The sequence below is a fragment of the Streptomyces sp. NPDC058646 genome (assembly GCF_042716875.1).
Classification (GTDB): Bacteria; Actinomycetota; Actinomycetes; order Streptomycetales; family Streptomycetaceae; genus Streptomyces.
The window spans coordinates 80,224-87,399 of the sequence record NZ_JBHXRK010000015.1 but is presented as its reverse complement, the minus strand read 5'-3'; the positions used below and the strand labels follow the sequence as shown (position 1 = coordinate 87,399).

Genomic DNA, 7,176 nt, shown 5'->3' with positions numbered 1-7,176 from the left:
GGTAACAACACCCCCAACACGCCGAACACGCCCAACACCCCCAACACCCCGGGGTGATCACACCCCCCACCTGACAGCGCCGCGCAGTGCTCCACTGCGCGGCGCTGTCACGTCACGTGCCATCCCCCGGCGTCGGGACTCCGCCACAAGCCGGGGGCGAGCGGTCCGCACGGCCCGAGGGCCCCACCACGGAGTCAGAGGACGTCTCGGGTGGCAGGGAACTCACATACCGCGTTCTGGGCCGTACACCTCGCGGGTCCGCTGGTCCGGTCCTGTGGGCAGGTACTCCAGGCGGACGGGTCCGGGGTAGCGGGCCGCGCTGTCCCAGCCGGCCATCTCTTCGCCGATCAGGTAGCGGTACAGCCACTCGGCGAAGTCCATGGGGTGGCCGGCCCAGTCGCCCTCCGAGCCCTGGACCACTATCCCGTCGGAGAACCCGTGGACCTCCGGGGCCAGGAAGACGGCCGCTCCCTGGTCCGTGCCGGCAAGAGGGATCAGTCCGTCCGGGGTGCCGAAGGTGATCTGCGGGCGGTTGCAGATCACGCGCGGATCCGCGTCGGGTTCCAGGTCGTCGGCCTCCCAGGCCCGCCACTCGTTCCGGGCTTCCGCCTCGGACCGGATCTCCTCGCCCAGGTTCCGCCACGCGCAGGCTGGGTGGGACGAGAGGTAGAGGTGCCCGTTGAGCTGGACGGGAGCGTACGCGTCGACGATCGCCTTGTAGTCCGCGGGAAGTCCTCTGCCGATCTCCTGCTCCAGACTCAGCCAGGCATCAGGATCGTCGTAACGGTTCTCCGCTGGGCCGAGCATGTCGAATACGGCCTGCAGGTAGTCGGTCATGGCTGCCCAAGGTGCTCGTCGGGATGTGTCCAGGACAGCATCGACCACTTCTCATGGCCGCGGTCGGCCGGGCCCTCGTCGCGAGGCTATGGATGTGGCGCAGATGGCTCCGGGGGCGAGGCATCCGGCACCGCCGACTCACAGGTGGGACGACCTCTTGCAGCGGGTCTCCCAGGGGCCCGTACTCGTCCTCCAGGGCATCGGCCCGGTGCGCGGCGAAGTCGGGCTGCGTGCCGTCCGCGTCGGTGAAGCCGTACTCCTCGTACAGACCCCAAGTGGCCAGGGCCCGGCCGGCCTTGGCCAGGACATCAGGGTCCGCGGCCAGGGCGGCGACGGCGCGGCCGAGGTAGGCGGGGGTCTCGGAGTGGGCGAAGTCGGGGTCCTGGGGCACGCCGTCGCACCAGGTGGCCTCGGTGAGGCCGAAGTGCTCCAGCGGGGCTTCGGAACGCAGGAATCCGGGGGTGAGAGCCACGGCGGCGCCCCGTGCGGCTGCAGTTCCGCTGCCCGGGCCACGGCCGGGCGGATCACGGCGGACTTCGCGAGGTCGTAGAAGAAGGAGTCGCGGTAGCGGGCGGTGTTGCCGTCGGTCACCTCCACGACGACGCCGCTCCGGCGGGCCACCATCAGGGGAAGCGCGTACCGGCTGGTGATCACGCGGGTCTCCACCGCCTGGCGCAGCAGCCGGAGCCCGGTCTCCAGGTCCCTGCTCCCACAGGGGGTGTTCCCAGTCGGTCAGCGCGTCTGCGCCCCACATGGAGTTCACGAGGACGTCCAGCTGCCCGTCCTGCTCGGCAGCGAGGCGGTCGGGCAGGGCACGCACCTCCTGCGGCCGGCGGTGGTCCGTACGGACAGGCACCCCATGACCGCCGGCCCCGGTGACCCGCTCGGCCGTCTCCTCGATGGTTTCCGGGCGGTCCAGCTCGGAGCGGCCCGCGCGGCTCCTCCGGCCGGCGACGTACACCGTCGCGCCGGCGGCGCCGAGCTCGACGGCGATGCCCCGCCCCCCGCCCCGGGTGCCCCCGCCCCGGGTGCCTCCGGCCCAGGGCGACCTTCCCGGCCAGCGGCCGCGTCCCGTCCCGTCCGTCATGACTCCGGGCGAGGGAGCCCTCGCGCTCCAGGGCCCACACCGGGCCCGCGCCCGCCGTGACGGCCACTACGGCTCCGGTCAGCGCCGCGTCCACCAGGCCCAGGCTCGATCCGTCGAGGCTCTGCTGGCGGAGACCCGGCTCAGGAGCGAGCTCCGGACGGGGACCGACATCGCCCGCAGGGCAACTCCGGCACCCTGCCGTTCCCACCGGTAAGTTGGGCCGGGTGAGCGAGCAACACGTACTGACCTGGGAAGTGATGGCGAGCGGCGGCCTGGAGACCACATGGGTCGAGATCGGCGACAGCCCTCCGACGGCCGGCCTCCGGGCGCGCGGACGCGCCGTCGGCACGGAGCCGGGGCCGTACTGGCTCTCGTACGTCCTGGAGACCGGCGGGGACTTCGCCACCCGGCGCCTGACGGTGCGCGTCGAGGACGCCGCCGAGAACGCCGAGGACAGCGGCCGGGTCCGGGAGCTCGATCTGCGACGCTCGGCGGACGGCCGGTGGACCGTCGGCGGACAGCTGCGGCCGGATCTGGAGGGCGCTCTCGACTGCGACCTCGGTCTGTGCCCGCTCACCAACACCATGCCCGTACGGCGGCACGCCCTGCACCGCGGCCCGGGCGAGCGCGAGTTCCTGATGGCCTGGGTCTCCGTGCCCGGCCTGGCGGTGCGTCCGTCCCGGCAGACGTACACCCACCTCGGCCTCACCGACTCCGGTGGTGCGCGGGTCCGCTACTCCTCCGAGGGCTTCGCCGCCGACGTCGAGTTCGACGCGGACGGCCTGGTCGTCGACTACCCGGAACTGGCCCGCCGGCGCTTCACCGCCTGAGGACCGGGGCGGCCACCCGGGGGTGAGCAGCTGCAAGTATTCGTTCGGCGGCGAAGTCGCCGATTCATAGGATCAGCGGATGACGATTCCTCTCTACCCTGCCAAGCCCCGCCCGGGCGACCGGGTCGCGGTGCTGTCCCCCGCTTCCGGGCTGCCGGGGCTCTTCCCCCTTCCCTACGAGTTGGGGCTGCGCAGGCTGCAGGACGATTTCGGGCTGAAGGCGGTGGAGTACCCGACGACCCGGAAGATGGGGTCGACTCCCGAGGAGCGGGCCGCCGACATCCACGCCGCCTTCGCGGACCCCGACATCAAGGCCGTGATCGCCAGCATCGGCGGCGACGACCAGCTCACCGTCCTCCGCCACCTGGACCACGATCTCCTGCGCGCCCACCCCAAGCCGTTCTTCGGCTACAGCGACAACACCAACCTGCTGCTGTTCCTGCGGAACCTGGGCATCGTCGGTTACCACGGCGGCTCGGTGATGGTCGGGCTCGGGCGGCCCGGGGCGGTGCACCCGTCGACCGCGGACTCCCTCCGCGCGGCGCTGTTCACTTCGGGTGAGTACGAGCTGACTCCGGCCGACGCCTTCGGGGAAGTGGACCGGCCCTGGGAAGACCCGGCCACCTTCACGTCCGAGCCCGAGTCGGTCCCCGCCGGCGGGTGGTCCTGGCACAACGGCGACCGGGTGGTCGAAGGCATCGGCTGGGGCGGCAACCTGGAGATCATCTCCTGGCTGCTCATGGCCGACCGGCTGGTGCTTCCGGTCGACTCCTACGCCGGCAACGTGCTCTTCCTGGAGACCTCCGAGGAGATGCCGCGCGCCGAAGAGGTGTACCGGATCCTCCGGAACATGGGTGAGCGCGGGCTGCTGCGGCAGTTCCCCGCGCTGCTGATGGGCAGGGCGAAGGGCTGGTCGTTCGAGAACCGGTTCGGCCCGGAGGAAAGGGCGCGCTTCCGCGGGCAGCAGCGGGAAGCCGTCCTGCGGGCCCTGCGGGAGTACGCGCCCGAGACCATGGTGGTGTTCGACGTGGACCTCGGCCACACCGACCCGCAGCTCGTGATTCCGGTCGGGGGACGGATCCGGGTGGACGGGCCGGCCCGCCGGATCGTCGTCACCTACTGAGAGGGCCTCCTGCTGCGGTGGAACTGCCCGGCGGGTCGTCGTGGGACCGGCACGTCCTCGAGCGGTCCCCCGGGCGGCCGGTTCCCTGGGCGGACCCGCCGGCGGGAACGGGAACGGGAACGGGAACGCGAAGGGGAGCGGGGCGCCGAAGGGGAACCGGGACCTGCGCGGGCGCCCGCCCCGGCCCGGCTCCGGACACGACACCGGACGCGGCTCCGTGTCCGGGCGGCCCGGGCACGTGAGGATGGCGCCATGGCTGACACCTTCCTTTCGCGCACCGTCGACGTGGCAACCGGGGACCGGGAGACCGTCTTCGACCTGACCGAGGTCTGCGCCTCCTTCCTCCGCGAGGCGGCCCCGGGGCGGGACGGGCTCCTCAACGTGTTCACCCCGCACGCGACGGCCGGGCTCGCCGTCATCGAGACGGGGGCGGGCAGCGACGAGGACCTCCTGGAGGCCTTGCGCTCCCTCCTCCCGGCCGACGACCGCTGGAGGCACCGGCACGGTTCCCCCGGGCACGGCCGGGACCACGTCCTGCCCGCGATCGTGCCGCCGCACGCCACCCTTCCCGTCATCGGCGGGGCCCTCCAGCTGGGGACCTGGCAGTCCGTCACCCTCGTGGACACCAACAGGGACAATCCCCACCGCCAGGTGCGACTGACCTTCCTGGGGCAGTAGACCGGCCCTCTCCTGCGGACCCTGCCCTGCCGGGCCCCCGCTTCGGGCCCGGGCCGGCGGAGCGCGCGCTGCCCGCCACCGCCTGGCCCGGCGGGCCCGCCGTACGCCGTCCCCGGGGACCCGCCGGGCGCTCAGCAGCAGGGCGCGCATACGATCGGCCGGACCCGATCCGCGAGGAGCTCCGCCCGGTGACCGCCGTCGTTCCGCCCGCCCGTACCGCCACCGGTCTGCTGTCACCCCGGCGGCTCACCCGTTTCGAGGACGGCGAGGAGCTGCACTCCGTGCTGTGGCGGGCGGGTGAAGGGTGGCGGATGATCAGCAGCGCCGTCCTCGGCGGAGGCATCGGGGAACGCGCCTGGGTCCTCAACGCCCAGGTCGCACACGGCTACCGGCGCACCGACCCGGACCGGCACCTCGCCGACCTGGCCCGGAGCGCGGGGGCGGACGGCGCGGGTGTCGGGCTGATGACGGCCGCGCAGGTCTCCCGCCCGGGCCGTGCGCGGAGCGGCGGCGTGGACGTCCTCGCCACCTCCGGCATCGCGGTGCGGGGCTGGGCCGCGTCTCCCGCCGAGGGGACGGCCGTGCCGGCGGGGCCGGGCACCATCAACATCATCGCCGCGCTCCCGGTCGCGCTGACCGACGCCGCGCTCGTGAACGCGGTGGCCACCGCCACCGAAGCCAAGGTCCAGGCGCTGCTCGACCTCGGCTACGACTGCTCCGGCACCCCGACGGACGCCGTGTGCGTCGCCGCTCGGACGCCGGCGCCCGGCGACGAGGTCCACGCCTTCGCCGGGCCGCGCTCCCTGTGGGGAGCCCGTCTCGCCCGGGCCGTCCACGGGGCCGTACGCCGGGCCACCCCCACGCCCGGGCCCTGAGCGGACGTCCCGTCCGCCGGACGCGCCGCGCGGCCACGGGCCCGGCGCCGTCCACAGAGCTGGCAGCCGTGGGACCTGGCGGGCGATGAGGTGTGAGCGGGCCCCCGAGCGGTTACACGCCAAGGGACGCAGGACCCGGCCGCCCCGCGGATGCCGCGCCGGACACCGGGGGCCGTGACGAGAGGCAGGGGTTTCCCCATGGACGGCCGGCACGACGGCACCCGCTCACAGGTGACGCTGCACGTCAACGGCGTACGGCACACCCTCGACCTGGACCACCGGACCACACTGCTCGACGCACTGCGCGAGCGGCTGGACCTGACGGGGACGAAGAAGGGCTGCGACCACGGCCAGTGCGGGGCCTGCACCGTCCTCGTCGACGGGCGGCGGCTCAACAGCTGCCTGCTGCTCGCCGTCGCCCTGGACGGCGCGCGGGTCACCACCGTCGAGGGTCTCGCGTCGGCCGACGGCCGGCTGCACCCGCTCCAGGAGGCCTTCACGGCGCGGGACGCCTTCCAGTGCGGCTACTGCACGCCCGGCCAGCTCTGTTCGGCCGTCGGCATGCTCGCCGAAGCGGCCGCCGGGGCGCCCTCGCTGGTGACGGCCGAGGCCGACACCGGGTACGGGACGGCCGCCCCGGCGGCGGTGGAACTGACCCGGGCCGAGATCGCGGAGCGGATGAGCGGCAACCTGTGCCGGTGCGGCGCCTACCCGCGGATCGTCGACGCCGTGCGGGACGTGATCGCGTGAAGCCGTTCGGCTACGTCCGCGCCACGAGCCTCGCCGACGCCGCGAGGGCCCACGGGGGCCGGCCCGGCTCCGCGTACCTCGCCGGCGGCACCAACCTCGTCGACCTCATGAAACTCGGCGTGGAGCGGCCGGACACCCTGGTGGACCTGGGCGGCCTGCTGTCCACGGAGGTCGAGGCCACCCCGGACGGCGGGGTGCGCATCGGCGCCGGGGTACGGGCCGCCGACCTCGCCGCGCACCCGCTGGCCGGAGGCCGCTGCCGCGTCCTGGCCCAGGCCCTGCTGTCCGGGGCGTCCGCGCAGCTGCGCAACGCGGCGACGACCGGCGGGAACCTGCTCCAGCGCACCCGCTGCGGCTACTTCCAGGACGTGTCCAAGCCCTGCAACAAGCGCGAGCCGGGCAGCGGCTGCGGGGCGCTCGACGGGGTCAGCCGCGACCACGCGGTGCTCGGCCACTCCCCGCAGTGCGTCGCCACCCACCCCTCCGACCTCGCGGTGGCCCTGGCCGCACTGGACGCGGAGGTCGAGGTCACCGGCGCCGACGGCACCCGGACCGTGCCGCTCGACGGGTTCCTGCGGCTGCCCGGCGAGAACCCGGAGCGAGACACCACGCTCCGGCACGGCGAACTCGTCACGGGGGTCCTGCTGCCGCCCGGCGCGTTCGGCGTGCCCTCCCGCTACCGCAAGGCCAGGGACCGGGCCTCGTACGCCTTCGCGCTGGTGTCGGTCGCGGCGCTGCTGGAGACCGCGGACGGCCGGGTGTCACGGGTGGCGCTGGCCTTCGGCGGGCTGGCGCACCGCCCCTGGCGCGCCCGCGTCGCGGAGGACCGGCTGCTGGGCGCGCAGCCGACCCCGGAGGCGGTCCGGGCGGCCGTGGAGGCGGAGCTGGCGGCGGCCCGTCCGTTGCGCGACAACGCCTTCAAGGTCGTGCTGGCCCGCAACCTCGCCGGTGACGTACTGGGGCGTCTGGCCGCGCCCCGGACGGTCTGACCCGGCG

7 protein-coding genes and 1 pseudogene are annotated in these 7,176 nt (G+C 74.2%); 6 read left to right on the top strand and 2 right to left on the bottom strand.

Annotated features, from left to right (window positions below):
* Nucleotides 1-222: 222 nt before the first annotated feature.
* Both ACFWUZ_RS19695 and ACFWUZ_RS19690 read right to left on the bottom strand, forming a co-directional pair.
* A complete protein-coding gene (locus ACFWUZ_RS19695; protein ID WP_384374052.1) occupies nt 223-837 on the bottom strand; it encodes a hypothetical protein in 615 nt (204 codons plus the stop codon).
* Between the two features lie 220 nt (nt 838-1,057).
* Nucleotides 1,058-1,831 (bottom strand): annotated as a pseudogene (locus ACFWUZ_RS19690) (SDR family oxidoreductase); the annotation flags it as partial.
* A gap of 317 nt (nt 1,832-2,148) precedes the next feature.
* Between ACFWUZ_RS19690 and ACFWUZ_RS19685 the strand changes: the two are divergent.
* From ACFWUZ_RS19685 to ACFWUZ_RS19660, 6 genes are all read left to right on the top strand, one after another.
* On the top strand, nt 2,149-2,754 hold the full coding sequence (locus ACFWUZ_RS19685; RefSeq protein ID WP_384374049.1) for a putative glycolipid-binding domain-containing protein: 606 nt from the start codon (nt 2,149-2,151) through the stop codon (nt 2,752-2,754).
* A 79-nt stretch (nt 2,755-2,833) separates the two neighbouring features.
* On the top strand, nt 2,834-3,877 hold the full coding sequence (locus ACFWUZ_RS19680) for a S66 peptidase family protein (RefSeq protein ID WP_384374046.1): 1,044 nt from the start codon (nt 2,834-2,836) through the stop codon (nt 3,875-3,877).
* Between the two features lie 252 nt (nt 3,878-4,129).
* Nucleotides 4,130-4,555, top strand: a complete 426-nt coding sequence (locus ACFWUZ_RS19675; protein WP_384374043.1) for a YjbQ family protein — start codon at nt 4,130-4,132, stop codon at nt 4,553-4,555.
* A 188-nt stretch (nt 4,556-4,743) separates the two neighbouring features.
* Nucleotides 4,744-5,430, top strand: a complete 687-nt coding sequence (locus tag ACFWUZ_RS19670) for an adenosylcobinamide amidohydrolase (RefSeq protein WP_384374040.1) — start codon at nt 4,744-4,746, stop codon at nt 5,428-5,430.
* A gap of 198 nt (nt 5,431-5,628) precedes the next feature.
* Entirely contained in the window at nt 5,629-6,180 is a 552-nt protein-coding gene (locus ACFWUZ_RS19665; protein WP_384374037.1) for a 2Fe-2S iron-sulfur cluster-binding protein, read from the top strand.
* Entirely contained in the window at nt 6,177-7,169 is a 993-nt protein-coding gene (locus ACFWUZ_RS19660; RefSeq protein ID WP_384374034.1) for an FAD binding domain-containing protein, read from the top strand. Before ACFWUZ_RS19665 ends, ACFWUZ_RS19660 begins: the two co-directional genes overlap by 4 nt.
* The last annotated feature ends 7 nt before the right edge of the window (nt 7,170-7,176 follow it).

Bases quoted from the DNA above. Each gene is read 5' to 3' on its own strand.
- ACFWUZ_RS19695 (WP_384374052.1), bottom strand. From the start codon at position 837: ATGACCGACTACCTGCAGGCCGTATTCGACATGCTCGGCCCAGCGGAG.
- ACFWUZ_RS19680 (WP_384374046.1), top strand. From the start codon at position 2,834: ATGACGATTCCTCTCTACCCTGCCAAGCCCCGCCCGGGCGACCGGGTC.
- ACFWUZ_RS19675 (WP_384374043.1), top strand. From the start codon at position 4,130: ATGGCTGACACCTTCCTTTCGCGCACCGTCGACGTGGCAACCGGGGAC.
- ACFWUZ_RS19665 (WP_384374037.1), top strand. From the start codon at position 5,629: ATGGACGGCCGGCACGACGGCACCCGCTCACAGGTGACGCTGCACGTC.